Annotated in this window: 29 protein-coding genes and 1 riboswitch; of the genes, 12 read left to right on the top strand and 17 right to left on the bottom strand. The window is 71.4% G+C overall.

Annotation, left to right across the window (positions count from 1 at the left end; genetic code table 11):
• Position 1: 1 nt before the first annotated feature.
• The 5 genes from C2865_RS34745 to C2865_RS34725 form a co-directional block, all read right to left on the bottom strand.
• Entirely contained in the window at positions 2–952 is a 951-nt protein-coding gene (locus tag C2865_RS34745; RefSeq protein WP_232835967.1) for an ABC transporter ATP-binding protein, read from the bottom strand.
• A 198-nt stretch (positions 953–1,150) separates the two neighbouring features.
• A complete protein-coding gene (locus C2865_RS34740; RefSeq protein WP_106402896.1) occupies positions 1,151–1,582 on the bottom strand; it encodes an SRPBCC family protein in 432 nt (143 codons plus the stop codon).
• Between the two features lie 31 nt (positions 1,583–1,613).
• On the bottom strand, positions 1,614–2,099 hold the full coding sequence (locus tag C2865_RS34735) for an SRPBCC family protein (protein ID WP_106402895.1): 486 nt from the start codon (positions 2,097–2,099) through the stop codon (positions 1,614–1,616).
• Entirely contained in the window at positions 2,096–2,461 is a 366-nt protein-coding gene (locus tag C2865_RS34730; protein WP_106402894.1) for an ArsR/SmtB family transcription factor, read from the bottom strand. The genes C2865_RS34735 and C2865_RS34730 overlap by 4 nt, the downstream gene beginning before the upstream one ends.
• An 89-nt stretch (positions 2,462–2,550) precedes the next feature.
• Positions 2,551–3,480, bottom strand: coding sequence for an ion transporter (locus C2865_RS34725; RefSeq protein ID WP_332873409.1), 930 nt, complete (start codon positions 3,478–3,480; stop codon positions 2,551–2,553).
• Positions 3,481–3,610: 130 nt separating this feature from the next.
• On the opposite strand from C2865_RS34725, the gene C2865_RS34720 reads away from it, so the two are divergent.
• A complete protein-coding gene (locus C2865_RS34720; protein ID WP_106402892.1) occupies positions 3,611–4,570 on the top strand; it encodes a sporulation protein in 960 nt (319 codons plus the stop codon).
• 46 nt (positions 4,571–4,616) lie between these two features.
• On the opposite strand, the gene C2865_RS34715 is transcribed toward C2865_RS34720, so the two are convergent.
• The 6 genes from C2865_RS34715 to C2865_RS40350 form a co-directional block, all read right to left on the bottom strand.
• Positions 4,617–6,059 carry a sensor histidine kinase gene (locus tag C2865_RS34715; RefSeq protein ID WP_106402891.1) on the bottom strand — a complete coding sequence of 481 codons (1,443 nt, stop codon included), beginning with the start codon at positions 6,057–6,059 and terminating at the stop codon, positions 4,617–4,619.
• Positions 6,056–6,733, bottom strand: coding sequence for a response regulator transcription factor (locus C2865_RS34710; protein ID WP_106402890.1), 678 nt, complete (start codon positions 6,731–6,733; stop codon positions 6,056–6,058). Before C2865_RS34710 ends, C2865_RS34715 begins: the two co-directional genes overlap by 4 nt.
• A 59-nt stretch (positions 6,734–6,792) precedes the next feature.
• Complete coding sequence (locus C2865_RS34705; protein ID WP_106402889.1) at positions 6,793–7,317, bottom strand: hypothetical protein; 525 nt, start codon at positions 7,315–7,317, stop codon at positions 6,793–6,795.
• 385 nt (positions 7,318–7,702) lie between these two features.
• The gene (locus C2865_RS34700) at positions 7,703–7,897 is read right to left on the bottom strand and encodes a hypothetical protein (RefSeq protein ID WP_106402888.1); all 195 of its coding nucleotides are present in this window, start codon (positions 7,895–7,897) and stop codon (positions 7,703–7,705) included.
• A gap of 49 nt (positions 7,898–7,946) precedes the next feature.
• Positions 7,947–8,666, bottom strand: coding sequence for an SRPBCC family protein (locus C2865_RS41150; RefSeq protein WP_232835966.1), 720 nt, complete (start codon positions 8,664–8,666; stop codon positions 7,947–7,949).
• Between the two features lie 61 nt (positions 8,667–8,727).
• Entirely contained in the window at positions 8,728–8,877 is a 150-nt protein-coding gene (locus tag C2865_RS40350) for a GPGG-motif small membrane protein (RefSeq protein ID WP_198653817.1), read from the bottom strand.
• Positions 8,878–9,365: 488 nt separating this feature from the next.
• On the opposite strand from C2865_RS40350, the gene C2865_RS34690 reads away from it, so the two are divergent.
• From C2865_RS34690 to C2865_RS34675, 4 genes are all read left to right on the top strand, one after another.
• Positions 9,366–10,091: a PspA/IM30 family protein gene (locus tag C2865_RS34690; protein ID WP_106402887.1), complete on the top strand. Its 726-nt coding sequence runs from the start codon at positions 9,366–9,368 to the stop codon at positions 10,089–10,091.
• Complete coding sequence (gene pspAA, locus C2865_RS34685; protein WP_106402886.1) at positions 10,088–10,366, top strand: PspA-associated protein PspAA; 279 nt, start codon at positions 10,088–10,090, stop codon at positions 10,364–10,366. The genes C2865_RS34690 and pspAA overlap by 4 nt, the downstream gene beginning before the upstream one ends.
• Before the next feature lie 22 nt (positions 10,367–10,388).
• A complete protein-coding gene (gene pspAB, locus C2865_RS34680; protein WP_106402885.1) occupies positions 10,389–10,952 on the top strand; it encodes a PspA-associated protein PspAB in 564 nt (187 codons plus the stop codon).
• A gap of 83 nt (positions 10,953–11,035) precedes the next feature.
• Positions 11,036–12,247, top strand: a complete 1,212-nt coding sequence (locus tag C2865_RS34675) for a hypothetical protein (protein ID WP_106402884.1) — start codon at positions 11,036–11,038, stop codon at positions 12,245–12,247.
• Here C2865_RS34675 and C2865_RS34670 read toward each other — a convergent pair.
• Positions 12,244–13,377 (bottom strand): SGNH/GDSL hydrolase family protein, encoded by a 1,134-nt coding sequence (locus C2865_RS34670; protein WP_106402883.1) that lies wholly within the window; start codon positions 13,375–13,377, stop codon positions 12,244–12,246. The genes C2865_RS34675 and C2865_RS34670 overlap by 4 nt on opposite strands.
• A gap of 111 nt (positions 13,378–13,488) precedes the next feature.
• On the opposite strand from C2865_RS34670, the gene C2865_RS34665 reads away from it, so the two are divergent.
• Complete coding sequence (locus tag C2865_RS34665) at positions 13,489–13,959, top strand: MarR family winged helix-turn-helix transcriptional regulator (RefSeq protein ID WP_106402882.1); 471 nt, start codon at positions 13,489–13,491, stop codon at positions 13,957–13,959.
• A gap of 185 nt (positions 13,960–14,144) precedes the next feature.
• Here the strand turns inward: C2865_RS34665 and sigJ are convergent, their stop codons facing one another.
• The 3 genes from sigJ to metH form a co-directional block, all read right to left on the bottom strand.
• The gene (gene sigJ, locus C2865_RS34660) at positions 14,145–15,056 is read right to left on the bottom strand and encodes an RNA polymerase sigma factor SigJ (RefSeq protein ID WP_106402881.1); all 912 of its coding nucleotides are present in this window, start codon (positions 15,054–15,056) and stop codon (positions 14,145–14,147) included.
• 17 nt (positions 15,057–15,073) lie between these two features.
• Positions 15,074–15,421, bottom strand: a complete 348-nt coding sequence (locus C2865_RS34655) for a DoxX family protein (protein ID WP_106402880.1) — start codon at positions 15,419–15,421, stop codon at positions 15,074–15,076.
• A gap of 264 nt (positions 15,422–15,685) precedes the next feature.
• Positions 15,686–19,321: a methionine synthase gene (gene metH, locus C2865_RS34650; protein WP_232835965.1), complete on the bottom strand. Its 3,636-nt coding sequence runs from the start codon at positions 19,319–19,321 to the stop codon at positions 15,686–15,688.
• A 19-nt stretch (positions 19,322–19,340) separates the two neighbouring features.
• Positions 19,341–19,420: riboswitch (S-adenosyl-L-homocysteine riboswitch) on the bottom strand.
• A gap of 273 nt (positions 19,421–19,693) precedes the next feature.
• Here metH and C2865_RS34645 point away from each other — a divergent pair.
• The 3 genes from C2865_RS34645 (at position 19,694) to C2865_RS34635 (ending at position 22,207) form a co-directional block, all read left to right on the top strand.
• Positions 19,694–20,083, top strand: a complete 390-nt coding sequence (locus C2865_RS34645; RefSeq protein WP_106402879.1) for a hypothetical protein — start codon at positions 19,694–19,696, stop codon at positions 20,081–20,083.
• Between the two features lie 253 nt (positions 20,084–20,336).
• Positions 20,337–21,317 carry a hypothetical protein gene (locus C2865_RS34640; protein ID WP_106402878.1) on the top strand — a complete coding sequence of 327 codons (981 nt, stop codon included), beginning with the start codon at positions 20,337–20,339 and terminating at the stop codon, positions 21,315–21,317.
• Between the two features lie 185 nt (positions 21,318–21,502).
• On the top strand, positions 21,503–22,207 hold the full coding sequence (locus tag C2865_RS34635) for a dienelactone hydrolase family protein (protein ID WP_106402877.1): 705 nt from the start codon (positions 21,503–21,505) through the stop codon (positions 22,205–22,207).
• Between the two features lie 32 nt (positions 22,208–22,239).
• Here C2865_RS34635 and C2865_RS34630 read toward each other — a convergent pair whose 3' ends face one another.
• Positions 22,240–22,992: an MBL fold metallo-hydrolase gene (locus C2865_RS34630; protein WP_106402876.1), complete on the bottom strand. Its 753-nt coding sequence runs from the start codon at positions 22,990–22,992 to the stop codon at positions 22,240–22,242.
• Between the two features lie 27 nt (positions 22,993–23,019).
• Here C2865_RS34630 and C2865_RS34625 point away from each other — a divergent pair, with 27 nt between their 5' ends.
• On the top strand, positions 23,020–23,457 hold the full coding sequence (locus tag C2865_RS34625) for a helix-turn-helix domain-containing protein (RefSeq protein ID WP_106402875.1): 438 nt from the start codon (positions 23,020–23,022) through the stop codon (positions 23,455–23,457).
• Here the strand turns inward: C2865_RS34625 and C2865_RS34620 are convergent.
• Positions 23,437–23,904, bottom strand: a complete 468-nt coding sequence (locus C2865_RS34620) for a glutaredoxin domain-containing protein (protein ID WP_232835964.1) — start codon at positions 23,902–23,904, stop codon at positions 23,437–23,439. The two genes, C2865_RS34625 and C2865_RS34620, sit on opposite strands and share 21 nt — an antisense overlap.
• Positions 23,905–24,203: 299 nt before the next feature.
• Between C2865_RS34620 and C2865_RS34615 the strand changes: the two genes are divergently transcribed.
• Positions 24,204–25,016, top strand: coding sequence for a helix-turn-helix domain-containing protein (locus C2865_RS34615; protein ID WP_157964020.1), 813 nt, complete (start codon positions 24,204–24,206; stop codon positions 25,014–25,016).
• Complete coding sequence (locus C2865_RS34610) at positions 25,013–25,210, top strand: DUF397 domain-containing protein (protein WP_106402873.1); 198 nt, start codon at positions 25,013–25,015, stop codon at positions 25,208–25,210. Before C2865_RS34615 ends, C2865_RS34610 begins: the two co-directional genes overlap by 4 nt.
• Positions 25,211–25,294 lie beyond the last annotated feature (84 nt).

The raw sequence follows: 25,294 nt of genomic DNA, 5'->3' as shown, positions 1-25,294 counted from the left end.
GTCAGTCCCTCAGCGCCTTCCCCGTCAGGTGCAGGAAGACCGCTTCGAGATCCGGCTCCACGACCTGGACGGATCTGACCGTCGTCCCCTCCGCCTCCGCCACGTGCAGCAGCCTGGGCAGGAGGGCGCGGGCGTCGTGCGTGAACACCTCGATCCGCCCGTCCGTGACGCCGGCGCCGGTCACCTCGTCCAGTTCCGCGAGCCGGGCCGAAAGCGCCTCCAGGTCGCCGTCACCGGTCAGCGTCACATGGTCCTGCTCCCCCACGAGCGCGACCAGCTCCCGCTGCGTCCCCTCGGCCCGCAACCGCCCCTGGTCGATGATCCCGACGCGGTCGCACAACCGCTCGGCTTCTTCCATGTAGTGCGTCGTGTAGAGGATCGCCATCCCCTGCGCCGCCAGCTGCGCGACGCTGTCGAGGATGGAGTTGCGGCTCTGCGGGTCCACTCCCGCGGTGGGCTCGTCCAGGATCAGCAGCCGCGGCCGGTGCAGCAGCCCGAGCGCGACGTTCAGCCGCCGCTGCATGCCGCCGGAGTAGTTCTTCGCCAGGTCCTTGGCGCGGTCCGAGAGGCCGACGACCTCCAGCACCTCATCGACCCGCCGCGCCGCATCCCGCCTGTTCAGCCCGTAGAGGCGCGCGAAGAAGCGCAGGTTCTCCCGTCCTGTCAGGTCCGGGTAGACGGCCAGGTCCTGCGGCACGTAGCCGATCTTCGACTTGAGCCGCACGCTCCCGCCCGTCAACGGCTCCCCGTCGATGAGCACCTCTCCACCGTCCCGCGCCAGGACCCCGGAGATCATCGAGATCGATGTCGTCTTCCCCGCCCCGTTGGGTCCCAGCAGGCCGTACGTCTCGCCTTCCCCGATGTGGAAGCCGAGCCCGTCGACCGCCACCGACGCCCCGAAGCTCTTGCGCAGGCCCTCGCAGCGGAGAACGGCATCCTCTGTTCCCGGCACGCCTTCCGCCTCCCCAGAACGCCTCACCTCTGTGCGCTCCAACCTGACATCCCAGGGAGGCGAAGTCCATAAGAAAACGGCATATCGCTTCAAGGTAGGAAACCCCGTCCGGCAGGCCATGCCGGACGGCACCGCGGCCGGGATCCGGCCCGGCGGTTCTCCCTCGTGCGGGGAAAGGGCGGGCGGGGCCCGAGGAGGTCAGTCCTCGGCCAGGAGGACGTCGAGTGCGGCGTAGCTCTCGGTGACCCAGCGCTCCAGGCCGCGGGTGGTGAGCTGGTCGCGGTGGTCCAGGGTGTCGATGACCGAGAGGGACGTGACGCGGGTGCGGCGGGGGCCGAGCGCCTCGAAGGCGACGGTCTCCAGGCAGGTGGCGTCGGGGGCGGCCTCGTAGGTGTAGGTCTGGGCGAGGCGCGCCGCGGGCCTGCCGCCGTCGCCCGTGGGGGCGGGGCCGGGGCCGGGGTCGACCTGGGTGGTGACGTGCTTGGGGCCCTGCCAGCGGACGGCGAGGGCCGGGTCGGTCCAGGCGCGGCGGACGCGGTCGGGCGGGGCGTCGAACTCGCGGACGATGAGGATCGCCGGCACGTCCGGATCCGTCTCGATCCGGACGTGCCGGCGCGCGGGCGTGGTCATGCAGTGGTTCCTGCCCGGCGGAGGGCTCCGATCACTCCGCGGCGAGGATCTCGTCGAGCTTCTCGTAGCCCTCGTTGACGCCGACCTCCATGCCGCTGGAGAGGATCTGGTCGCGGATCTCCATGCTCTCCACCACCGACAGCAGGCAGACGCGGGTGCGGCCGCCGCCGATGTCCTCGAAGGTCGCGGTCTCCAGGGAGACGCCGTCGGGGGCGCCCTCCCAGGTGAAGGTCTGCACGAGGCGCTCGGCCGGGCGGACCTCGTGGAAGGAGCCGTAGAAGGAGGCGACCTCCTGCCCGTCCTGGACGGACGCGTAGCGGTAGCGGCCGCCGGTCTCCATCTCCCAGGCGTCGATCCTCATCTCGAGGTCCCTGGGACCCAGCCACCGGGCGACGAGCCCCCGGTCGGTCCAGGCGCGGAACACGCGGTCGCGCGGGGCGTCGAACTCGCGGACGATGCGGATCGTCGGCAGGTTCGGGTCGGCCTCGATGGTGGTCTCGCGGGTCTTCGTGGTCATGATGCGACTCCTTGCTGGTCGTCGTCCTGCATGTCGTCCATCGCTGCGAGCACCGCGTCCAGCCGCTGGAAACGCTCCTCGGCCCGGCGGCGGTAGCGCTCGATCCATCCGGTCATGAGGTCGAACACCTCGGCTTCCAGGTGGCAGGGGCGGCGCTGGGCGTCGCGGGAGCGGCTGACCAGGCCGGCCTCCTCCAGCACCTTGATGTGCTTGGAGACCGCCTGGACGGACACCCCGTAGGGCTCGGCGAGCTGCCCCACCGTCGCGTCACCCTGCGCGAGCCGCGCCACGATGTCGCGCCGGGTGGGGTCGGCGAGCGCCGCGAACGCCCGGGAGAGCCGCTCCGTCGAGAGCTCGGCCACCCTGCCTCCTTCTTGTATTCAACCGGTTGGTTGATTAAGAGCATACGCGGATCCGCCCCCGTTGACAACCAAATGGTTGATAAAGCCGGTCAGGCGGGCAGGGCGTCGGTCCTTCCCTCCGGCTCCGGGGCGGTACGGCCCCCCGCCGCGGCGTCAGGGATCCGCGCCCGCAGGGCCTCCACCTCGGCGCGCAGCGCGCGCAGTTCACTGAGGACGAGCGTGTCCGTGCGCTGCTCGCGCTCGTCCAGCCGCTCCAGGTCCTCGTGGATCTCCCCGACGACCTGCGGCTCCATCGCGCTGACGGTGATGGCGATGAACAAATTCAATACGACGAAAGTCGAGGCGAGGATATAGAGGACGAAGAAGATCCAGGCGAAGGGCTGCTCGGCCATGACGCCCCGGGCGATCTCCGACCAGCCGTCCGCCGTCATGATCTGGAAGAGCGTGAACGCCGAAGCGCCCAGGTCGCCGAAGTGCTCCGGGTCGGTGGCGGCGAAGAGCTTGGTGGCCATGACGGCGGCGACGTAGAGGATGAGCGCCAGCAGGCCGGTGATCGAGGCCATGCCCGGCAGGGCCGAGAGCAGCGCCGAGACCACCCGCCGCATGCTGGGGATCATCGAGACCAGCCGCAGCGCCCGCAGGATGCGCAACGACCTGAGCACCGACAGGCCGCCGCCGGACGGCAGCAGCGCCATCACGACGATGACCAGGTCGAACCAGTTCCAGGCGTCGGAGAAGAACCGCCTCCGGTACACGTGGAGCCGCAGCGCCAGCTCCACGGTGAAGACACCGAGGGCGATGCGGTCGACCGCGTGGAGCAGGCCGCCGTACTCCGCGAGCAGGTAAGGCGAGGTCTCGCAGCCGAGGGTGGCCGCGTTGACGAGGATGACCGCGGTGACGAACCGCTGGAAACGGCGGGATTCGACGAGCGTACGGACACGGGCACGTCCGGGCACGAAGGGCTCCAGGAAGGGCCAGGCAGCGGAGGCGGAACGTTCCGGCGCACGGGGGGACCACACGCTTCGAGGGTAACCGGCACGCGGGTCTGAAGATCAACTCCCGGGCGCATTGATAAACTACAAGTGTAATAATATCTTGGTCGGTCATCCCCGTCAGCGCCGCCGAAGGCGAGCGCGCAGGAGGAATCTCGTGGTCTTCAAACGCATCCTGGGCAGCCTCGGCATGGGCGGCCCGTCGGTCGACACCGTCCTGACCCGGCCGGTCTGCCGGCCCGGCGGCACGCTGGACGGGCAGGTGCTCGTCAAGGCGGCGGACTACCCCGTCGAGATCCAGCGGATCACGCTCGGCCTCGTCACCCGGATGGAGTCCGAACACGGCGAGGAGGAGGTGAACACCGCCGCCGAGTTCCACCGGGTCGACGTCGCGGGCGCCTTCTCCCTCCAGCCGGGCCGGGACCAGAGCATCCCCTTCACGTTCGAGGTGCCCTGGGAGACCCCGCTGACCTCGGTTTTCGGCACCCACCTGCACGGCATGACCCTGGGCGTCCGCACCGAGCTCGCCGTGGCCAAGGCCGTCGACAAGGGCGACCTCGACCTCCTCACGGTCGAGCCGCTCCCGTCCCAGCAGCACGTCCTTTCGGCCTTCTCCCAGCTCGGCTTCCAGTTCAAGAGCGCCGACGTCGAGCACGGGCGCCTCGCCGGCGTCGAGCAGCAGATCCCCTTCTACCAGGAGATCGAGTTCTATCCCCCCGGCCAGTACCAAGGCCGCATCAACGAGGTGGAGCTCACCTTCCACGCCACCCCGTGGCACCTCACCGTCGTCCTGGAGGCCGACAAGCGCGGCGGCGCGTTCGGCGGCGGCCACGACGCCGTCGGCCGCTTCACCCTCTCCCACGAGGAGGCCCTCACCACCGACTGGGTCTCCCACCTCCACTCCTGGCTGGAGTCCCTCACCCAGGGCGGCGCCTTCACCGGCTTCCAGCACTCCCACGACCCCTACCACGACGGGCACCACGGACACCACGGGCACGGCGGCCCCGGCGTGGGAGGCGTCGTCGCCGGCGCGGCCGTCGGCTTCGTCGGCGGCATGGTCGCGGCCGAGATCGTGGAAGAGGTGTTCGAGGACGACGACGAGGGCGGCGAGGACTGAGCCCTGCCCCGTTCCGGACGGCCGCGGCGGCGGTCCGGAACGGGGCTCACCCGTCCTCGTTCGCGGTCTCCGCGGGCGGGGGCGGGCGGGTGGTGCGCCAGGACGAGGCGGCCAGCGGGGACGGCGCCCGGCCCTGGAGCGGCAGCTCCACGTGGAGGAGGGCGCCGCCGCCCGGAGGGGCCGGTGCCAGGAAGGCCGTCCCCCCGTGGAGGACCGCCTGCTGCCGGACGAGGGTGAGGCCGAGGCCCGAACCCGGGCTGCCGGGGCGGCGGCGGAACCTCTCGAAGACCTCGGCGGCGTGGTCCGGGGGGATGCCGGGGCCGCGGTCGCGGACGCGCAGGAGCGCCGTCTCCCCGGCGGGGTGCAGGGTGATGTCGATGCGGGCGCCGCCCGAGGGGTCGGCGCCGTGGAGGGCGGCGTTGTCGAGCAGGTTGTCCAGGAGGAGGCGCAGCCCCTCGGGCCAGCCGCGGACCGCCACCCGGCCGGGGAGGTCGGCGACGACCACGGCGCGGGGGTGCCGCCGCCGGGCGTCCTCCACGGCGAGGCCCGCCAGCGCCGACAGGTCGACCTCGGTGAAGGAGGCCGGATCCAGCAGTTCGCCCCGCGCGAGCTGCCGCAGCATGGTGATGAGGCGCTGCATCCTGGCCTGCTCCCGGGCGAGGTCCTCGAGGATCTCCTCGCGGTCCTCCTCGGGGAGCTCCGGGTGGGACAGCAGGCCGACGTTCGCGCTCATGCTGGTCAGCGGGGTGCGCAGTTCGTGGGCGGCGGTGGCGGCGAAGGCGCGGGCCGCCTCCAGAGCCTCACCGGTGCGCGCGACCGCCCCGTCCCGGCGTTCCAGCAGGTCGTTGACCAGGCGTGCGAGGTCGTCGATCTCGGTGACTCCCGAGGAGGTGGGGAGCCTTCCGCCACCGGGGCTCAGATCGATCCGGGAGGTCTCGCCGCTCAGCCGGGACAGCGGCCGGACCGCGACGCGGCCGATCCCGTACCCGGCGGCGGCGGACAGCAGCATCGCCGCCAGCGTCGCGAGCAGCAGCCTGTTCCGCAGCCGGGAGGCCTGCCGCGCCAGCACGGCCTCCGGTTCGAAGACCCACAGCGTGCCGAGCCCGCCGTCGCGTCCCAGCCCGGTGCCGGCGTGGCGCCACCGCCCGTCGGAGGTGGTCGCCGGTTCCCCGGACAGCGCAGGGAGCTCCCCCGGGACGGTGCCGATGACCAGCGGCTCGGCACCGGCCGGTGCGATGAGGACACCGCCCGAACCCGTCGCCGCCGCGCTGATCCGCTGCCCGGCCGCGTCCCCGGTGTTGCGCCGGACGACGCGCCGCGCGTAGATGGCGGCCATGGGCTCCAGCGACCTGAGCCGGACGGTGAGGCGGTGGTCGCGTTCCTTCGCGAGGCCGTCGACGGCCATCCGCAGCACCAGGAGCCCCGACAGCGCCACCAGCACCGACACCAGCAGGGCGACGCACAGGGTGAACCGGGTGGAGAGCCTCATGGCCGTTCCCGCAGGACGTAGCCGACGCCCCGGACCGTGTGCAGGATCCGGGGCTCCTCCCCCGCCTCCAGCTTGCGGCGGAGGTAGCCGACGAACGTCTCGACCGCGTTGTCGGTGACCGCGAAGTCGTACCCCCAGACCTCCTCCAGCAGCACGCCCCGCGTCAGCACCGTCCCCGCGTTGCGGACGAAGACCTCCAGCAGGTCGAACTCACGGCGGGTCAGCTCCAGCTCCCGCTCCCCGCGCCAGGCCCGCCGGGTGGCCGGGTCGAGCGCCACGGGCCCCTCCCGCACCGAGTCGCCCGGCGCGGCGCCCGCCCTGCGCAGCAGCGCGCGCAGCCGCAGGACGAGCTCGGTGAAGTCGAACGGCTTGACCAGGTAGTCGTCGGCGCCGGCCGCCAGTCCCGCCACCCTGTCGGCGACCTCGTCCAGTGCCGACAACATGAGGACCGGAACGTCCGAGCCCCGCGCCCGCAACGTCCGGCACACCTCGATGCCGGACAGGTCCGGCATCGAGACGTCCAGCACGATCGCGTCCGCCCCCGCCACGCCCGCCAGCGCGGCGCGGCCGCCGTCCGCGGTCTCGACCGCGAACCCCTCCAGGGTGAGGCCGCGCCGCAGAGCCCGCAGGATCGCGGGATCGTCGTCCACCGCGAGTATCCGATGCCGGCTCATCCGGCTCCTCCTCGCCACCCGTCCTACGGTACGGGCCCGGCGCGGCGTCGGGCGTGCGGTCAGTCCTGGCGGTGGACGGTGAACGGGACGGACTCGGGATTGACGCGGTCCACGCCGAGGTAGACGCGCTTGGGCGGCAGCGTCCTGCCTCCGCCCTTGGCGGCGGTGACCGTCAGGCTGCTCGCGCACGCCGTCCGGAAGTTCACGCCGTCCATCTTGCCGCGGTTGACGAACCGGAAGTGCAGGGTCTTGCGGTCCTTGGACAGCCAGACCCTGTCCCGCCACTCCTTGCGGATCCGCTCCACCCCGTGGATGCGCACCGGGGACACGATCGAGCCGGCGTACACGCGCCTGTCGTTGAACCGGTGCGTCACCCGCAGGTGGAAGCCGTCACGCGCGTGCCACAGGTACACGCCGCCCTTGGAGTGCTTGCTGAGCCCGGCGGGGCGGCCCTGCAGGTCGTCGGCCCACACCCGGGTGTCGCAGGACGGGGTCGTCGCGGAAGCCGCTCCCGCGCTCGCGACCAGGACGCTCGCCCCGGCCACGGCCCCCATGACCGCGGAGATGACGATACGGCTCTGCATGGGAAACCTCTCGTTGGCATCGGTTGACGAGGGCGACTATAGAGACCGAAGTTGGCAAAACCCTGAGAATCCGCATCCTTCTGCAGGAGGCGGGCGGCCACCCTCCAGGGCCGCCGGCCGGTCCGCGACCGCCGGGACGACGAAGGGCCTCCCCGCCGGTGCGTCCGGCGGGGAGGCCCGGCCGGCCGGGCGGCGCCTGCGGCGGCGTCCTCGCGGGGCCGGCTTCTCCACGGCTCCGTCCTCCACGCGCTCCGTGCGAGGTGTTCGGCACGGTTCCTTCCTTCTCACCCGGTGGCCGGGAGAAGGTTCACGCGTGAGCGGAGTCCTGCCATGGCCGGAGGCCGCGGTTCCCCCCGATGGATGACCGCGGCCTCCGCGTTCTGTGTCACCGGAGCGTCCGGCGGACCCTTCCGGCCAGGCCCTTCAGGCGGGCGAGGGGGCCGGTGGCGGGACGGCTCCGGCGGAAGGCCGACAGGCGCGGGGCCGCCGGGCGCGTGCCGCCGCGGTGATGTCGGTCGAAGATTCCGCGGGTCCGGGTGTTGCCGCGGGTGAGGCGGCGCAGTTCGGTGGTGAGGTTCATGGTGGGGGTCCTTCCTGGGAAAGGAGTGCGGGTGGCCGGGAGGCTCCCGTCAGAAGCCGGAGCCCGGGTTGCCGCGCGGGTCCTGGGTCGGGTACGGGCCGGGAGCGGGCTGCTGGGCGCCGGGGGCCGGGTTCTGGGCGCCCGGGGCCGGGTAGGCGCCGGGAGCGGGCTGCGCGCCCGGAGCGGACGGGGCGCCCGGGGCCGGCCGGTCGCCGGGAGCGGGCAGGCCGTCCGGGGCGGGGTGGGTGCCCGAGGCGGGACGGCGGGCGTCCGGCCGCAGGTCGGGCGTGGTGGCGTCGGCGAAGCCCGGGGTCGGGTCGGTGCCGACGCTGCCGCGCCAGCCGCCGGTGGAGCGGCCGTGCTCCTCGACGAACTCCTTGAAGCGCTGCAGGTCGCCCTTGACCCGGCTCTCCACCAGGTTCAGCTTGTCGCCGACCTGCTCGACGACGCCCTCGGGAATGAACTGCATCTGCAGCACCACCCGGGTGTTCACCGGGTCGAGCGGCTGGAACGACACGACGCCGGCCTGCCGCGGCGTGCCGAGGGTGTGCCAGACGATGCACTCGTCGGGCCGCTGCTCGGTGATCTCGGCGTCGAACTCCCGGCGGACGCCGGCGATGCTGGTGTTCCAGTGGGTGCGGGTCGGGGTGACCTGGTCGATGCGGTCGACGCCTTCCATGAATTTCGGGAAGTCCTCGAACTGCGTCCACTGGTCATAGGCGACCCGCACGGGGACCGCCACATCGACGATCTGCTCGATGGTGCTCATTTCGCGTACCTTTCCTTCGGCTTCTTCGTTGAATTTCCGATGCGCTGGTCGACGCGAATCGCTAGACGTTGAAAATGCTCACCCCGCCCGGACCGATGAGGAAGCCCACCACGATGAGGATGAGGCCCCACAGCAGGTCACGCCGCGCGAGGAGGGTGTAGAGACCGGCGATGACGAAGACGACCGCGATGATCCAAAGTAGAGTTGCCATGCATTTTCGATGCCCTTGGCCAACCCCGGTGAAACACTGGGGAATGACTTACCAGGACCATACGGTAAACTGCCGCGATCTTTCACGCGGCGGCGTTCCCCCAGGTAGGCACCCGATTTTCGCACCCCGCCCGGCACGCATCCGATGATCAAACACGTGCATTTTGAGATCCACATCACACACCCTCTGTGAGTCAGATAACGTTACGAACACTAATATTCGCCCGCACAGTCCGGGAACACCGGTGCCGGTGCGGGCCGCGTCCCCTAGGCCCCGGGGAAGGCCCGCCGGAGGGCGGACGAGCGCCCGCCGCCGGGAATGTTCGCGGGAGGGCGCGGCGGCCGGGGGTTCCGGGAGGACGCGGGACCGCGGGCCGCACGCCTAACGACTCCAATACCGCTACATAGCTGGCAAGTGACGTTAAGACCATTACTGTGGGTGACAGTCGGCTTTTCTACGGCATCTGGTGGAGAAGGAGGACGAGCACCATGGGCGGTATCGCGCAACGGATCGCGACCCTGTTCCGCGCCAAGGCGAACAGGGCGCTCGACGAGGCCGAGGACCCGCGTGAGGTGCTGGACTACTCCTACCAGCAGCAATCGGAGATGCTGCACAAGGTCCGGCGGGGCGTGGCGGACGTGGCGACCAGCCGCAAGCGCGTCGAACTGCAGGTCGCGAAGCTGGAGGAGTCCAGCGGGAGGCTCCAGGAGCAGGCCCGCCGGTCCCTCGAGGCCGGCCGGGAGGACCTGGCGCGGGAGGCGCTCGCCCGGCGTTCGGGCGTCGTCTCCCAGCTGGAGGACCTGCGGAGCCAGGAGGCGTCGCTCCAGGCCGAGGAGGACAAGCTCGTGCTCGCCTCGCAGCGCCTGCAGTCGAAGGTCGAGTCCTTCCGCACCCGCAAGGAGACGCTCAAGGCCACCTACAGCGCGGCCGAGGCGCAGACCCGCATCTCCGAGGCGGTCGGCGGCATCGGCGAGGAGATGGGCGAGGTCGGCATGGCCATGCAGCGCGTCCAGGACCGCACGGACCAGATGCAGGCCCGCGCCGGCGCCCTGGACGAGCTCCTGGCGTCCGGCGCGCTGGAGGACGCCACCCTCCCGCCGGGCCGCGACGACATCCAGGCCGAGCTCGACTCCCTCACCCGGGGCCGGGACGTGGACGTCGAGCTGGAGCGGTTGAAGGCCGAGCAGAGGCAGCTACCGGAAGGAAGACGATGATCATCAGGATTTTCGGCGAGGGCCAGTACCGCGTCACCGACGCCCACCTGGACGAGCTCAACGAGCTGGACTCCGTCCTGCAGGCGGCGGTCGACCGGGGCGACGAGGAGGCCTTCACGCTGTCCCTGCGCGAGCTGCTGGAGACCGTCCGCCGCCTGGGCTCTCCCCTGCCGTCCGACGTGCTCGCCCCGTCGGAGCTCGTCCTGCCCGACGAGGACACCACGCTGGACGAGGTGAAGGAGCTGCTGTCGTCCGAGGGCCTCATCCCCGGGTGACATCCCAGAGAGGAGAAGTTCCGTGGGTTTCCTGGACACCCTGCTGGGCCGCGCCAAGGCCGACCTGGACCGCCTGTCCGTCCTTCCGGAGGCCGCGGCCGTCGTCCAGACCACCACGGGCTACGCGCCCACCGGCGTCGGCGCGGTCTGCTTCGCCACGCCGGAGGACGCCGATCCCGGACGGCTCTGCCGGGAACTGCAGGACATGCTCGACGCCACCCCGGACGCTCCGACGATGACGCTCACCGAGGACGCCCGCGGCTACACCTGGCTCCTGGCCCACCACGCCCCCGACGACCTGCCCGAACTCGTCGACAACCTGCGCGCCATGAGCGCCGTCCTGCAGGACGGCGGTTTCGCCGACCGCCTCCTGTGCACGCTGGTCGCCTTCCGCAACCCCTCCGCCCGCCCCCTGGCCCTGGTCTACCTCTACAAGTGCGGGACCTTCTACCCGTTCGCCCCGCTGCCCAACGAGCGCCGCAACAACCACCTCGAGTTCCAGGTCAGGGCCGCCCTGGCCGGCGTCCTGCCCGTCGAGTCCGACCTCGGCCGCTGGTTCCCCCTCTGGTCGGCCCCCGACCTGTGAGGCGCGCCGCGTGGCGGCCGCGGCGGCCGGGAGACGAGGGGTAGGTTCGTCGGACCACGAACCCCCTTTTGTCAGGAATGCCTGTGAAGCGTCTGGTCGCCGCCGCCCTCGCCGGAGTGCTGTCCTCGTCCCTGCTCGCGGACCCGGCCTCGGCCGGGCTCCGCGCGCTCGAACCGGCGAAGACGTTCCGGCTCGCGGGCGACGAGACGGTGACCTCGGCGGTCGCGCCCTCGCGCCGGAGCGCCTTCGTGTTCGCGATGCGCGAGCACCGCGGCGGCATCCGGCCGCTGGCCTTCCGCTGGAACGGCGAGACGTGGCGCCGCAGCCCGCTGCCCGGCGGCGTGAAGGGCATCCCCGGCCAGGCGGACGCCTCCTCGGCGAGGAACGTCTGGATGACCGTGACGGGCAACGAGGGGCTGTTCGACAAGTACAGGGACAGCGCGCCCTCCGGCATCTGCCCCGCCGAGCGGAGGACGTCTCCCGTACCGGACCTCACGACGGCCCGTGCGGGCGCGACGCCGTCGAAGGTCCTGCGCTGGAACGGCAGGCGCTGGACCGTCGTGCGCACGTTCAAGAACGCCTACGTCAACGAGGTCGTGGCCCGCGGACCTCGCGACGTCCAGGTGTACGGCATCGACCGCAAGGGCCCGGCCTCCTGGCACTTCGACGGCAGGACGTGGCGGCGCCACGCCATGCCCTTCCTCGTCCTGAAGGCCGAGTCCTCCTCCGGCGGGGACGTCTGGGCCCTCGCCCTCGACCGCTCCCGGCCCGGTGTGGCCCTCGCCCGTTCCGGCGGCGCCGGCTGGACGCGCGTCCGGCCGGACGTGCCGCCCGCCGGACCGGCGCGGACCAGGGCCACGCCCATCCGCCCGATCACGATCCTCGACCTCGGCGTCCTGGGCCGCGACGACGTCCGGGTCTCGGCGATCACGGGCGAGGGCGGCTCCTGCTCCTCCGGCGAGGCCTCCCTCACCCAGCTCCACTGGAACGGCGCCACCTGGACGGGCGAGGCCCCCGCCTCCATCCAGAACTTCTTCCTGAGCGGCCACGCGTCCGACGGCGCCGGCGGCTTCTACGCCTATGCCTCGGGTTCCGACTCCGGTGACGAGTGGGACTTCGACCACGCCCTCTTCCACCGCTCGGCCAAGGGCGTCTGGTCCCGCCGGATCCTGTCCGAGAAGAACAACGTCCAGCAGCTCGTCCACATCCCGGGCACCCGCTCCCTGTGGGCCGCGGGCACCCGGGAGGGCTCCCGCGGCCTGAACGTCGCAGTCTGGTCCCTCGGCAGGCCTTAGAGCCGCAGGTGCCGGAGGTCGAGGCTCTCGGCCATGGCGCGGGCGCCGTCGTCGTTGAGGTGCATGCCGTCGCCGCCGTCGTACCCGGGGCGGATGAAGTCGGGGTCCGCGGGGTCCTCGACCGCCCGCGCCGCGTCGAAGACCGCGTCGAACACGCCGCCGGTGCGGATCCACTCGTTCACGCGCCGCCGCGTCGCCAGGCCCTCGGGCGTGCTGATCCCCGGGTAGACGGCGCCCGCGTACGGGCCGATGGTCGCGGCGAGGATCCTCAGCCCGGCCGCGTGCGCGCGGCGGGCCAGCTCGGTGAACCCCGCGATCAGGTCCTCGGCCGTCGCGGGCGGCAGGCCCGCCATGCCGGGCAGGCCCAGGTCGTTGATGCCGAAGTGCACCAGAATGTGCGTCACGCCCGGCACCTCCAGCGCGTCACGCTCGAAGCGGGCCAGCGCGTGCTCGCCGATCTCGTCGGTCAGCAGCCGGTTGCCGGAGATCCCCTGGTTGACCGTCCATCCGCGCTCGAGCCGCGCGTTGAGGAAGTCGACGGAGCGGCGGTGGGTGTCGGGGGTGCTGCCCACGCCCTCGAACCACGAGTCCCCGAACGCGACGGCGACCGCGGTGCCCTCGGGGGCGAGCACGTCCACCCCGGTCACGTAGAACCTCGCCTCGACGCGTTCGGCGTCCGGCAGCCCCGCGGCGGAGGCGAGGTTCCCGTCCGCCACGAAGGCCGTCTCCATCGGCATGTGCGAGTACGTCGCCAGGCCGGTCTCGGACGGCAGGTACAGGCTCAGCATCAGCTCGGTGCCGGCCGTCACGGCCAGCTCGACGGGGTCGCCGACCAGCTCGCCGCCCGCCGGGACCGTCACTTCCGCCTCGCCTGAGAACCGCAGCCCGGTGTCGGTCTCGGGCACGATCTCGTCGCCCGCCTTGCGCACCGCGATCCGCGCGGCCCCGATCACCAGCGGCTCCCGCCCGTACCGGTTGCTCAGCCGCACCCGCAGCCGCTCGCCCCCTCCGGCCAACCGCAGCGGCTGCCGCACCGTCTGGCCGGCGAACCCGCGCGGCTCGCTGAGCTTGATCTGCTCGTAAGGGCTGATCACCGCGCTGCGGAAACCCGCCACCCACTGCTCCGTCATCACCGCTCCCAATTAGTTGACGCGAGGAATGCTGACGCCGCAATCATGCATCGAAACTATTCCTCACGTCAACTATCCCCGCATCAAACACCTCGGGATAGGCTCGTCCCCATGGACGACCTCTTCACCGACCCCCGCCTCACCATGTCGGGCCTGCTCCTCGAGGCCAGCGGAGGCCTGCTGGCCAAACTGGAGCCCGTCATGAGGGAGCACGGCCTGTCCAACCTGGACCTCAACGCCCTGATGCGCCTGAGCCGCTCGCCCGGCCGCCGGCTGCGCATGAGCGACCTGGCCGCCCAGACCTCCCTGTCCACCAGCGGCGTCACCCGCCTGGTCGACCGCCTGGCCCGCGCCGGCCTGGCCGCCCGCGAGTCCTCCCCCGACGACCGCCGCACCACCTACGCGGTCCTCACCCCGCAGGGCGCCGAACGCCTCGCCCGCTCCCTCCCCGACTACCTCGCCGCCGTCGACCGCTGGTTCACCGGCCTGCTCGCCCCCGAACAGCTCGCCTCTCTCGTGGAGGCCCTCCGCGTCGTCCGCGACGCCGCCTTCCCCGAGGCCACCGAGTACACCCCGGACTGACCGCCGGGCCCCTTCGGCTCCGGTCGGCACGCGGCTCCGGCGTCTTGAGCGCGGCACCGCGCCGACCCCGCACGGCCCGCGAACGTGACGGATCCGGGAAAAAATCCGGCCCGCTCCGGATTTCGCGGAACGGGCCTGCTCAGGGTGGGCGGCGGGGTCGGGGCGGGCGCGTGTCCGCGGTCTCTTCACGCGTCGGGGAGGGTGAGGTCCAGGCGGGCGAGGCGGTCGGGGTCGGCGATGACGTCGATGGCGGCGATCCTGGCGTCGACGACGGTGAAGCCCATGACGGACAGGGGGCGTCCCTGGGCGATGACGACGACGCCCGCGGCGCCGTTGATGAGAGCCGGGCGGGCGAACGGGGAGAGGCCGCCGAACGTGACGGCCTGCGCGGCCACGGTCCGGGCGCCGGTGAGGACGGTGGTGTGCCGGGCGCGGGCGGTGCCGCCGTCGGAGCGGAGCACGACGTCGGGGTGGAGCACGGCGACGAGCCCCTCGAAGTCGCCGTCGCGGGCCGCGGCGAAGAACGCGTCGACGACGGCGCGCTGGCGGCCGAGATCCGGATCGGGCGCCGGAGCCTGCCCGCGCACGCGGCGGCGGGCCCGGCTGGCCAGTTGCCTGGCCGTGGCCGGGGACCGCTCGATCATCGGACCGATCTCGTCGAAGGGGACGGCGAACATGTCGTGCAGCACGAAGGCGAGCCGCTCCGCCGGGGTGAGCGTGTCGAGCACCACCAGCAGCGCGAGGCCGACGGAGTCGGCCAGCACCGCCTCCTGCTCGGGATGGGCGGCGTCCTCGGGGCCGACGAGCGGGTCGGGCATGTGCACCTCGGCCGGATCCTCGCGCCGGTTGCGGCGGGCGCGCAGCAGGTTCAGGCAGGTCCGCGCCACCACCGTGGTCAGCCACGCGTCGAGGTTCTCGACCTCGCCGGTGTCCGCGCCGTCGAGCCGCAGCCACGCCTCCTGCACCGCGTCCTCGGCCTCGCTCACCGAACCGAGCATCCGGTACGCCACCGACCTCAGCCGCGGCCGCTGCCGCTCGAAGTGCCCGGTCAGCCACTCCCGCTCGTCCACCCTGTCGCCTCCCACCTCGCCGATCATGTCAGTTTTATCGCTTTTCAGGCGAAAGCTCCCAGCGCCAGGGAGGCGACCACCGGCGCCATGTACACCAGCGGGAACGGAACGTGCGAAGCCGCGCGGGCCCTCAGCACGGTGACGACGGCCCCGGTGAAGTACAGCACCAGCCCGATCCCGGCGGCGATCCCGACCGCCGGCACGGCCAGCCCGACCAGCAGCCCCACCGCCCCCGCGGCCTTGGCGGCCCCGAGCAGGTTCCACCACGAGCGCGGAACCCCGTACTCGGCCAGCGGCTGCACCACCCACGGCGCGCGGAAGAAGACGGACCCGGCCGAGAACCCGGCCATCACGGCGCCCAGAACGGTCACAACGGTGTAAGCGGTGGACATCAGCGGTACTCCTCGGATGCGAACGCCGGAGCCGTCCGGCGTTTTCAGTGCGTCACCATGACGAACCCGTGCGGCCCGCGAATGTGACAGATCCGGGAAAAAAAATCCGGCCCGCCCGGATTTCACGGAACGGGCCCGGTCAGGGCGGTGCGGAGAAGCGTGGTCGAGGCGGTCCCGTTCGCACGCGGCCGAGCGGCGGGCGAACGGACGGATCCCGAGGGAGAAAAAAACCGGCCTGCTCCGGGGAGCGGGCCGGTTCGGTGGTCAGAGGTCGTAGGCCAGGTTGGGACGCAGCCAGCGTTCGGTCTCCTCGACCGACATGCCGGTGCGGGCGGCGTAGTCCTCGATCTGGTCGCGGCCCAGGCGGCCGACGCTGAAGTAGCGGGCCTCGGGGTGGGCGAAGATAAGGCCGCTGACGCTCGCCGCCGGGGTCGTGGCGAACGACTCGGTGAGGGCCATGCCGTGCGAGCCCGCGTCGAGCAGGTCGAAGAGCGTGCGCTTGCGGCTGTGGTCCGGGCAGGCCGGGTAGCCCAGGGCCGGGCGGATGCCGCGGTAGCGCTCGGCGTGCAGGTCCTCCAGCAGGGGCTGGGACTCCGGCTCGAACCAGTCGCGCCGGGCCCGCAGGTGGATCAGCTCGGCGAACGCCTCGGCGAGCCGGTCGGCCAGCGCCTTGACCATGATCGCCTTGTAGTCGTCCTGCTGGGCCTCGTACACCGCGGCCAGCTCCTCGGCGCCGTGGACGCTCACCGCGAACGCGCCGAGGTGGTCGCCGGACGGCGCCACGTAGTCGGCGAGGCTGCGGTTGGGGCGGCCCTCGGGCTTGGCCGTCTGCTGGCGCAGCATCGGGAAGCGCGTGCCGCCCTCCAGCACGATGTCGTCGCCCTCGGAGTGCGCGGGCCAGAACCCGTAGACGCCCTCGGCGCGCAGCGAGCCGTCGGCGATGATCTGGTCGAGCAGCGCCTGCCCCTCGTCGTACAGCTCGCGGGCGGCGGGCTGCTCCAGGATCGCCGGGAACTTGCCCTTCAGCTCCCACGCGAGGAAGAAGAACTGCCAGTCGATCATCTCGCGCAGCTCGGTGAGGCTGGGCGTGAGGGTCTTCAGGCCGGTGAACGCCGGCACGGGCAGCCCCTCGAACGCCGCCTTCTCGGGGTTGGCGCGGGCCTGCTCCAGGGTGAGCATCGGCTGCTGCCGCCGGTTCTCGTGCGCCTCGCGCAGCTTCTGCTGCTCGGCGCGGTTGGCGGTGTCCAGCACGCCGGCCCGCCCGGCGTCCAGCAGGTCCGACACCACGCCCACGACCCGGGACGCGTCCAGGACGTGCAGGACGGGGTTGGTGTAGGCGGGCGCGATCCGCACGGCCGTGTGCTGGCGGGACGTGGTCGCGCCGCCGATGATCAGCGGCAGCTTCATGCCGCGCCGCTCCATCTCGGCGGCGACCGCGACCATCTCGTCCAGCGACGGGGTGATCAGCCCGGAGAGCCCGACGACGTCGGCGCCCTCCTCGATCGCCGTGTCGAGGATCTTCGCGGCGGGCACCATGACGCCCAGGTCGACGACCTCGTAGTTGTTGCAGCCGAGCACGACGCCGACGATGTTCTTGCCGATGTCGTGGACGTCGCCCTTGACCGTGGCGAGCACGACCTTGCCCTGGCCGCGGCGCGTCTCGGCGCGCCCCTCGGCCTTGGCCTTGGCCTTCTCGGCCTCCATGAACGGCTCGAGGTAGGCCACGGAGCGCTTCATCGCGCGGGCGCTCTTGACGACCTGCGGCAGGAACATCTTGCCGGACCCGAACAGGTCGCCGACGATCTTCATGCCGTCCATGAGGGGGCCCTCGATGACCTCCAGGGGGCTCGCGAAGGACTGCCGCGCCTCCTCGGTGTCCTCCTCGATGAAGTCGGTGATGCCGTGCACCAGGGCGTGCGCGAGCCGCTCGGCGACGGGCTTCTCCCGCCACGTCAGGTCGATCTCGCGCTTGGTGCCGCTGCCCGACACCGTCCGCGCGAACTCGATGAGCCGGTCGGTGGCGTCCGGGCGCCGGTCGAACAGTACGTCCTCGACGTGTTCGAGCAGGTCGGCGGGGATGTCGGCGTAGACGGCGAGCTGCCCGGCGTTGACGATGCCCATGTCGAGCCCGGCCCGCACGGCGTGCAGCAGGAACGCCGAGTGCATCGCCTCGCGGACCACGTCGTTGCCGCGGAACGAGAACGACAGGTTGGAGATGCCGCCGGACGTGAGCGCGCCCGGGCAGCGCTCCTTGATCCGGGGCAGCGCCTCGATGAACTCCTTGGCGTAGGAGTTGTGCTCGCTCATGCCGGTCGCGACGGCCAGCACGTTCGGGTCGAAGATGATGTCCTCGGGCGCGAACCCGGCCTGCTGGACGAGCAGGTCGTAGGCCCGCCCGCAGATCTCGACCTTGCGGTCGGCGGTGTCGGCCTGGCCCTGCTCGTCGAAGGCCATGACGACGACGCCCGCGCCGAACGACCTGATCCGGCGGGCCTGCTCGAGGAACTGCTCCTCGCCCTCCTTGAGGCTGATGGAGTTGACGACGCCGTTGCCCTGGACGCACTTGAGCCCGGCCTCCAGCACGCTCCACCGCGAGCTGTCGATCATCACGGGGATCCTGGCGATCTCAGGCTCGGTCGCGATGAGGTTGAGGAAGGTCGTCATGGCCTCGACGCTGTCGAGGAGGTCGGCGTCCATGTTGACGTCGAGGAGGTTGGCCCCGCCGCGCACCTGCTCCAGCGCCACGTCCGCGGCGGCCTGGAAGTCGTCGGCCTCGATGAGCCGCCGGAACCGCGCCGAGCCGGTGACGTTGGTGCGCTCGCCGATCATGACGAAGCCGGTGTCGGGCCCGATCTCGAAGGTCTCCAGGCCGGAGAAGCGGCTGCGCCTCGGCGGCTCGGCGACCCGGCGCGGCGCCCTGCCCCTGACGGCCTCGGCGATCTTCGCGATGTGGGCGGGAGAGGTGCCGCAGCAGCCGCCCGCGATGTTGATGAGCCCTTCGGCCGCGAACTCGCCGACCTTCCGCCCGGTCTCCTCGGGCGTCTCGTCGTAGCCGCCGAACGCGTTGGGCAGGCCCGCGTTGGGGTGCGAGGCGGTGTACGTGCCGGCCATCCGGGCCAGGTCTTCCACGTGCGGGCGCATCTCGGTGGCGCCCAGCGAGCAGTTCACGCCGACGACGAGCGGCTCGGCGTGCTTGACGGAGTTCCAGAACGCCTCGACCGTCTGGCCGGACAGCGTGCGCCCCGACAGGTCGACGATCGTCACCGAGATCCACAGCGGCAGGTCCGGCGCGACGCGCTGCGCCGCGGAGATCGCGGCCTTCACGTTGAGCGTGTCGAAGATCGTCTCGATGAGGAGGAGGTCGACCCCGCCCTCGGCGAGCGCCTCGATCTGCTCGGCGTACGCGGCCTCGACCTCGTCGAACGTGACGGCCCGGTAGGCCGGGTCGTCGACCTTGGGCGAGAGGGAGAGCGTGACGTTCAGCGGCCCCACGGACCCGGCGACGAACCTGCCGCCGGCCTCGTCGGCGGCCTGCCGGGCCAGCCGCGCCCCCTGCACGTTCATCTCCCGCACGAGGTGCTGCAGCCCGTAGTCGGCCTGCGCGATGCTCGTGGCGGTGAACGTGTTGGTGGTCGTGATGTCGGCCCCGGCGGCCAGGTACTGCCGGTGCACGTCGAGGATGACGTCGGGCCGGGTGATGTTCAGCAGGTCCGGGTCACCGGTCACGTCCATCGGGTGGTCGGCGAACCGCTCGCCCCGGTAGTCCTCGGGCTTGAGGTCCGCGCCCTGGAGCATCGTGCCCCAGGCCCCGTCCAGCACCGCGATCCGCTGCTCGAGGATCTCCCGCAGCCGCCTCGTCCGCTCCGCACGACCCTGGACGACCTGCGCTGATTCCTGCACTCCGGCTCCTCCCATCATCATCCGGGAGGCGCCCTTGTTTCCTTCGCAGGGAGGCCGAGCGTGGCGGGCGGCCCGCCCGTTGCAGCGCCTCTCGACCTGACGTCAGATCCTACCGCGACGCCCGGGAAGAGGGGTCGGCCGCCCCGAGGGCCACCGCTCCCGCGCGCCCGGCCGGCGGGCGGCCATGGCACGGCCGCTCGCGAGAGGACCGCCTGACAAACTTCGCAGATCGATCACCTCCTTTATGCGATACGTGTGAAAATTGTCCACAATGCCACGGTCGGCCCGCCAGGAAGCACGGAGAGTGAGAACGGTGATCGGAGAATTCGCACTTCTCGCCGGAAAACGCACCCGGGCCGGCGAGGGGCGTGCGTGGTGATCGACGCGCTCATCCCCTTCCTCTTCTTCTCGCCGATCATCGGTGCCTACGTGGCGCTCGTGGTGAGGAGCCGTCGGCGACGGGCGCAGCGGGCGGTCCGGGAGGCGCAGCGGCGGCAGGCCGTCGAGGAGCTCCGCCGCACCGACGGGCGGGCCGGACACCTCGCGGTGGTCGACCGCGTATACCAGCGGGCCAGGCGGGGCGCCAAGGCGATCATCATCTGGGACGCCACCGGCGTGGAGCAGGACGCCTGGTTCCACGACTGGTCGGACGTTCCCGCAGGCGCCTATCTGATGCTCGCCGGAAGCGTCGGCTACGGGCCGCACAACCACAACCCGTCGGTGTACTACGTGACACGGCGCCAGGTCCTCGCCATCGTCTGACCTCCGCCCGCGGGGGCACCCGCGCTCCAGAGCCATGTCCACGACATCTCCGGAACGTCCGGCTCACGAAGTGCCGGAGTCCATGGAAATGATCGGCAACCCGCTTCCGCCGCGACCATCTTCTGGTCCGTGCCACTTATTCACCCATATTGCGGACAGGCTCTTGCCCCATCCCGACCATGGCCGTTAACGTCCCTCGGAATGATCACGCTGGTCTCCTCCCGGTCCGTCGAGAGGCAGCCGGGGAGGGCTCATGCGGTTCAAGAAGACGACGGTCGCCGCGACTTCCTCGGTACTGGTGGCCGGTGCCGCCACCGGGGTCGCCTACGTGCGGGAGCCCTCCGCCCCGAACCTGGAGTTCGACGCGTCCGGTTGTCCGACACGCCTTTACGAGCGCAAGGAGCCGTGGCCGCAGGACGCCGGAAGGTGGGGCCCCTCCTCCTGGCAGGAGTTCATCGAACCGGGAGCCGGCCACGCCGTCTACTGCCAAGCCGCCCCGGGGTCGTCCCTGGAGCCGCCGCTTCGCCTCACGCAGGGGCTCGCGGAGCTGGAGAAGACCCTGGAAGGACTTCCGCGCAGGAACCCGAAGGACTCATGGGTCCTTCCGGGGTTCCCGCTCGTGAACCTGGTCCTGCACTACCCCGACGGCCGGCCGACCGTGATGACGTTCGAGTTCAACCGCGACGCGGTCGCCACGCACCACACGGTCCGCTTCAGCGCCGCCGAGGTCACCCGTGTCTTCACCCGGCTCTGGCGGGCCGAGCACACGGCCGCAGACCCGCGGACGGTGCCGCCCGTGGAGTGCAGCCCGACCCTCCCGGACCCGGGCGACGGCTTTCTCGGCCACCCGGCCCCCGACGTCGTCGCGCGCCTCCCGCACATACCGTCGGAGGCCCTGCCGATGCCTCTAGCCGTCGTCCGCGCCTGCCGCTACACCGCCGACGCCCGAGGCCGCCTCACTCTGCGCTTCCACACCGGCACCCGGACCGAACTGGAATCCCTGCGCGAGCCCCTGAAGAAACGCGACCGGCGCCCTGCCGGACGATGCGTGTGGCCGTCCCGGCTCAAGGCGGTCAAAGCCGTCGACTCCCTCCACCTCACGGACGTGACCGGACGCACCTCCGACCGTTACATCGCCCGCGCCGCCTGCGATGGCGCGTCCGCCTACTGGCTCTCCACGGGCAGAGCGGTCCCGCCCGCGATCGACGCCCTCCTCTCCCGCCTCCCGTCCTGATCCGACGCTGCTCGGTCGTCAGGCGATGGAAGCCGGGAACGGCATGGACCGCTGCGTCGCCGCACCCGCTCCCGTCCGCGGGACCGGTGCTCTCGGAATCTTCAGGTGACTTCACACCGGTCAGGAGCCCCTTCGCGGGGAACCCTCTCGAACGGGGCCGGAGAAGCCGGGAAAGGAAGCGACCCATGTCCGAGATGCCTGAACCGAGCGGGTCGGAGACCCGGCAGAACGTGGCGTTCCCCAGCGGGGAGGGCACCGCCCACGGCTATCTGGCCCTGCCGCCCGGGGGTTCGGGCCCCGGCGTCCTGGTCATCCAGGAATGGTGGGGCCTGAACGACCACATCGCCGACGTGACCGAACGGCTGGCCCGGGAGGGCTTCGTCGCCCTGGCCCCCGACCTCTTCGGCGGAAGCGTCGCCCACGACCCCGACGAGGCCAGGCGCATGACCCGCAGGCTGCCCGTGGAACGCGGCGTCCGCCTGCTGTCCGGAGCCGTCGGGTACCTCCTGGAACTCCCCGAGACCACCTCCACGGGCGTGGGAGCCGTCGGCTTCTGCATGGGCGGCGCCTTCGTCCTCCGCCTGGCCGCCGCGGACCCGCGCGTCACCGCCGCGGTGTCCTTCTACGGGGCGATGCAGGAGATCCCCGACTTCTCCCGCCTGAGAGCGCAGGTCCTCGGCCACTACGGGACCAAGGACAGGAGCATCACCCCGGAGGCACTGGAACGCCTGCGCGCCGCCCTCAACGAACAGGCAGGCATCGACCCCGAAATACACATCTACCCGGCAGGCCACGCCTTCTTCAACGACGCCCGCCCCTCCTACCACGCCGAATCCGCCGAACACGCCTGGACCACCACCCTCGCCTTCCTCCACCGCCTCCTCGGCTGACCGGCCCGGCGACCGTCACGGCGGGAACGGGCTCAGCAGGACGGCTCCCACCGTTCGCCGGTCGGCAGGTCCGCCACGAGCAGGCCGGGACCGGCCAGCCGCGCGGCGTCCGAGGCGGTGCCCCCGGTGCGGAAGAACCGCGAGAGCGGGTCGTGCCCGTGGGCGTCGTGCACCGGGACCAGCACCCGCGCGCCGAGCGCGGACGCCCCCGCGACGGCCTGTTCCGGGCCCATCACCAGGCGCGGGCCGAAGAGCGGGCGCAGCCCGTTGACGGGCAGCACGGCGAGGTCCACCGGCGGCCGTCCGGCCCGGTACTCCTCCACCGGACCGACCTCGGCGATCTCCCCGCCGAAGAAGACCCTGCCGCCCGCCGCCTCGAACGCGTAGGCGTTGTTGGGCCACACCAGGGTCCGTCCGGAGGGCACGACCAGCATGGAGACGCCGGGGGCGATGTCGCGGATCCGCCCCCAGCCCAGGTGCTCGGCGCGCAGGAAGCCCAGCCGCCTGGCCCGGCGGGCCATGCCGGGGGTCGGAACGTACAGGGGCGTGGTCTCCTTGGCCGGCAGGCCGCGCAGCCCGCGCAGATCCCAGTGGTTGGTCGCCGGGTTGGTGACGACGATGGCCGAGAGCGGGGGCAGGTCCCCGATCCGCAGGCCCAGCGGCTCGCCGCGGCGCAACCACCACCGCTCGGTGAACCACGGGTCGGTGAGCACGGCGTGGCCGTCCAGCTCCAGCAGCACGCAGGAGTTGACCACGCGGGTGACCGCGATCGATGTCTTGATCATGCCGTCAGGGTGGCGGTTAATGTACACATGAAGTCAAGCGACGGAATGGCCATCGGCGAACTGGCGGAACGCTTCGGGCTCGCCACGCATGTGCTGCGGCACTGGGAGAGCAGGGGCCTGCTGGAACCCGCGCGGGACCCGGGCGGCCAACGCTCGTACGAGCAGGCCGACCTGGCGCGCGTCGCCCTGATCCTGATGGGCAAGGAGGCCGGCTTCACGCTGGGCGAGCTGCGCACGCTGCTGTCCACCGGCGACCCGATGGACCACCGCGACCTCCTGCAGCGCCACGTCCGGCGACTCGACCAGCGCATTTCGCGGGCGCAGGCGGCCAGGGACCTCATCGAGCACGCACTCGCCTGCCCGCACACCTTCGCCGAATGCGAGCACGCCCGCGAACGGATCACCGCCCGCATCCCCCCTGCACCCGAACGGCCCCCGGCCCGTTCAACGAAGCTGACGACGTAGCCACGCGGGATCGGGATTGACCCGTGACCGGCCCGCCACCACCACCGTCGGTACCGTCTCGTCGCCTCCGGTGACGGCCCGGACCGCGGCCGCCCCCTCCGGATCACGCCAGATGTCCACCCAGTGCGCCCGACGCGCGGCGGTCCCCAGCCGAACCCGCAACCGCAGGCAGTACCGGCACCCCGGCCTCCAGTAGACGATCGGCCGCCCGTCCTCCGCACTGCGGCGCCGCGCCTCCGCCGCACCGACCGACCGGGGAAAGGCCAACGGCGACAGCCCCACGGCGATCACAAGGAACACCACCAGCCAGACGGCGGCCTGCCCAGGCGCCCCCTCACCCACCCGCCGAACGGCCACGGCCAGACCGACGACCGCGAGCAGCAGGGAAACCATCCATCCGCGCATCACAAAGCGCACGCTACCCACACCGGACAGGACCGAGCCCACGACCGAGCACCGGCACGGCCCCCTGCCACCTGTACCACCTCGCCGTCGGCGGCTTCAAGGCACCCCGTAGCAGCCCTGACCTGCGAAGGGGCGGATGTTCCAGTTCGGGTGCTTCCGCTGGAGTGGTGCGCATTCCTGCTCGTTCATGGATGAGTTTCCTTGGGTTTCGAGTGCGTTCTTGTGACCACCCTCACAAGAAGCGATTACTCTCGGCCACGAACCGCGTACTCCTCTGTCCGCACCCGCTTTCCGTGGCCGACACCCGGAATCCCGGCGGACCCGTCCACGGGAGAACCCCGATGGCACCTCAACGCAAAGACGAGCCGCTCTGGCCCCAGAAGATGTTCGCCCTCGAGATGCGCGCCCGGCGCGAGGCCGCGGGCCTGTCCCGCAACAGACTCGCCGAGGCCCTCGGCTGCACACCGCAGTGGCTGGCGAAGGTCGAGACCTACGACAAGACGCCGTCCGAAGCACTCGCCGACGATCTCGACACCTACTTCAAGGCCGGAGGCGCCTTCCACCGGCTCTGGGAAGAGATCATCGACGCACGGAAGCGCGGGCTGATGCCCAGCGGTTTCCGCCGGCTGATCGATGCCGAAAAAGGAACAACAGGAATCAGCTTCTACGAGCCCATGCTGATCCCCGGCCTCTTCCAGACAGAGGAATATGCGCGGCTGATGTTCAGTGCGGGCCATCGCCCGGACAGGATAGAAGAGCTGGTCGCCATCCGCCTGGAGCGGCAGGCGATCTTCCTGAAGGAGAACCCTCCCTGGGCCTTCCTGCTGATCCGTGAAGCGGTCATCAGGGACTTGCTCCCAGACGTCCGTCTTGGACAGTGCAAGCGGCTCTTGGACTTGATGAGCCTCTCCAAAATCTCCATCCAGATCATCCCGAAGAGCGCACGCGTCTTTCACCCCACCGGCTTCCAGGTCCTCAACTTCGACAAAGACGCAGACGTCGCCTACATGGAAGGTTCTGATGGAAACGGACGACTACTCACCGAGCCCGGAGTCGTCCGGAGACTTGCCGTACTGTTCAACGTAATCCGGTCCGACGCGTTGCCCGCGGAGGAGACCGAGAACCTGATCCGTACGATCATGGAGGATGAATGAGTACACCTGACCTGTCATCCGCATGCTGGCGCAAGAGCACCCACAGCGATCCCTCCGGTGACAACTGCGTCGAGGTCGCCGGGCTCCCCGGGGTGATCGCGGTAAGGGACTCCAAGAACCCCGACGGTCCCAGGCTGGCCTTCTCCCACACCGCCTTCGCCTCCTTCACCCGTCACCTCCGCACCGGCTCCTGACGTCGCCCGAACGGCCTCCGGCCACCCGGCCGGAGGCCGTTCACCGCCCCTCACCACGGCTGCATCGCTTCCACATGGGTGAAA

Source organism: Actinocorallia populi (genome assembly GCF_002995495.1).
Taxonomy (GTDB): domain Bacteria; phylum Actinomycetota; class Actinomycetes; order Streptosporangiales; family Streptosporangiaceae; genus Actinocorallia; species Actinocorallia populi.
This window is presented reverse-complemented; position numbering and strand designations above follow the sequence as displayed.

Excerpts from the sequence above, each read along its gene's own strand:
- C2865_RS34740 (WP_106402896.1), bottom strand. The coding sequence starts at position 1,582 with ATGACCACGCCCGCGCGCCGGCACGTCCGGATCGAGACGGATCCGGAC.
- C2865_RS34735 (WP_106402895.1), bottom strand. The coding sequence starts at position 2,099 with ATGACCACGAAGACCCGCGAGACCACCATCGAGGCCGACCCGAACCTG.
- C2865_RS34715 (WP_106402891.1), bottom strand. The coding sequence starts at position 6,059 with ATGAGGCTCTCCACCCGGTTCACCCTGTGCGTCGCCCTGCTGGTGTCG.
- C2865_RS34710 (WP_106402890.1), bottom strand. The coding sequence starts at position 6,733 with ATGAGCCGGCATCGGATACTCGCGGTGGACGACGATCCCGCGATCCTG.
- C2865_RS34705 (WP_106402889.1), bottom strand. The coding sequence starts at position 7,317 with ATGCAGAGCCGTATCGTCATCTCCGCGGTCATGGGGGCCGTGGCCGGG.
- C2865_RS34700 (WP_106402888.1), bottom strand. The coding sequence starts at position 7,897 with ATGAACCTCACCACCGAACTGCGCCGCCTCACCCGCGGCAACACCCGG.
- C2865_RS41150 (WP_232835966.1), bottom strand. The coding sequence starts at position 8,666 with ATGAGCACCATCGAGCAGATCGTCGATGTGGCGGTCCCCGTGCGGGTC.
- C2865_RS40350 (WP_198653817.1), bottom strand. The coding sequence starts at position 8,877 with ATGGCAACTCTACTTTGGATCATCGCGGTCGTCTTCGTCATCGCCGGT.
- C2865_RS34690 (WP_106402887.1), top strand. The coding sequence starts at position 9,366 with ATGGGCGGTATCGCGCAACGGATCGCGACCCTGTTCCGCGCCAAGGCG.
- pspAA (WP_106402886.1), top strand. The coding sequence starts at position 10,088 with ATGATCATCAGGATTTTCGGCGAGGGCCAGTACCGCGTCACCGACGCC.
- C2865_RS34670 (WP_106402883.1), bottom strand. The coding sequence starts at position 13,377 with ATGACGGAGCAGTGGGTGGCGGGTTTCCGCAGCGCGGTGATCAGCCCT.
- C2865_RS34665 (WP_106402882.1), top strand. The coding sequence starts at position 13,489 with ATGGACGACCTCTTCACCGACCCCCGCCTCACCATGTCGGGCCTGCTC.
- sigJ (WP_106402881.1), bottom strand. The coding sequence starts at position 15,056 with ATGATCGGCGAGGTGGGAGGCGACAGGGTGGACGAGCGGGAGTGGCTG.
- C2865_RS34655 (WP_106402880.1), bottom strand. The coding sequence starts at position 15,421 with ATGTCCACCGCTTACACCGTTGTGACCGTTCTGGGCGCCGTGATGGCC.
- C2865_RS34640 (WP_106402878.1), top strand. The coding sequence starts at position 20,337 with ATGCGGTTCAAGAAGACGACGGTCGCCGCGACTTCCTCGGTACTGGTG.
- C2865_RS34635 (WP_106402877.1), top strand. The coding sequence starts at position 21,503 with ATGTCCGAGATGCCTGAACCGAGCGGGTCGGAGACCCGGCAGAACGTG.
- C2865_RS34630 (WP_106402876.1), bottom strand. The coding sequence starts at position 22,992 with ATGATCAAGACATCGATCGCGGTCACCCGCGTGGTCAACTCCTGCGTG.
- C2865_RS34625 (WP_106402875.1), top strand. The coding sequence starts at position 23,020 with ATGAAGTCAAGCGACGGAATGGCCATCGGCGAACTGGCGGAACGCTTC.
- C2865_RS34615 (WP_157964020.1), top strand. The coding sequence starts at position 24,204 with ATGGCACCTCAACGCAAAGACGAGCCGCTCTGGCCCCAGAAGATGTTC.
- C2865_RS34610 (WP_106402873.1), top strand. The coding sequence starts at position 25,013 with ATGAGTACACCTGACCTGTCATCCGCATGCTGGCGCAAGAGCACCCAC.